Origin of the sequence: Hymenobacter gummosus (assembly GCF_003970915.1) — a bacterium.
GTDB lineage: Bacteria > Bacteroidota > Bacteroidia > Cytophagales > Hymenobacteraceae > Solirubrum > Solirubrum gummosum.
The window spans coordinates 1-287 of the sequence record NZ_RXOF01000050.1 but is presented as its reverse complement, the minus strand read 5'-3'; the positions used below and the strand labels follow the sequence as shown (position 1 = coordinate 287).

Genomic DNA, 287 nt, shown 5'->3' with positions numbered 1-287 from the left:
AGCCGGCGCAGGCCCGCCTCGTCGCCGGTGCGCAGGTAGAAGTCAATCAGCTCCGTCACGCCCACGAAGGAGGTGACCGGCCCGCGCAAATCGTGGGCGACGATGGAGGAAAGGCGGTCCTTGCTGGCGGCCAGCTGGCGGGTGGTGGCGTTGGCCCGCTCCAGGGCGGCGTGGTTGGCCGCCAGCGCCTGCTGGCTGCGGCGCAGCTTCCAGGTGAGGGCACCGGCACCTACCAAGCCCAGCACCAGCGTGCCCACCACGACCCAGAGCACCCGGTTGCGCAGCTG

The 287-nt window shown here is 71.8% G+C and carries 1 pseudogene; it reads right to left on the bottom strand.

From position 1 onward, the window contains the following. Positions 1-287, bottom strand: a pseudogene (locus EJV47_RS28310) (HAMP domain-containing histidine kinase); the annotation flags it as partial.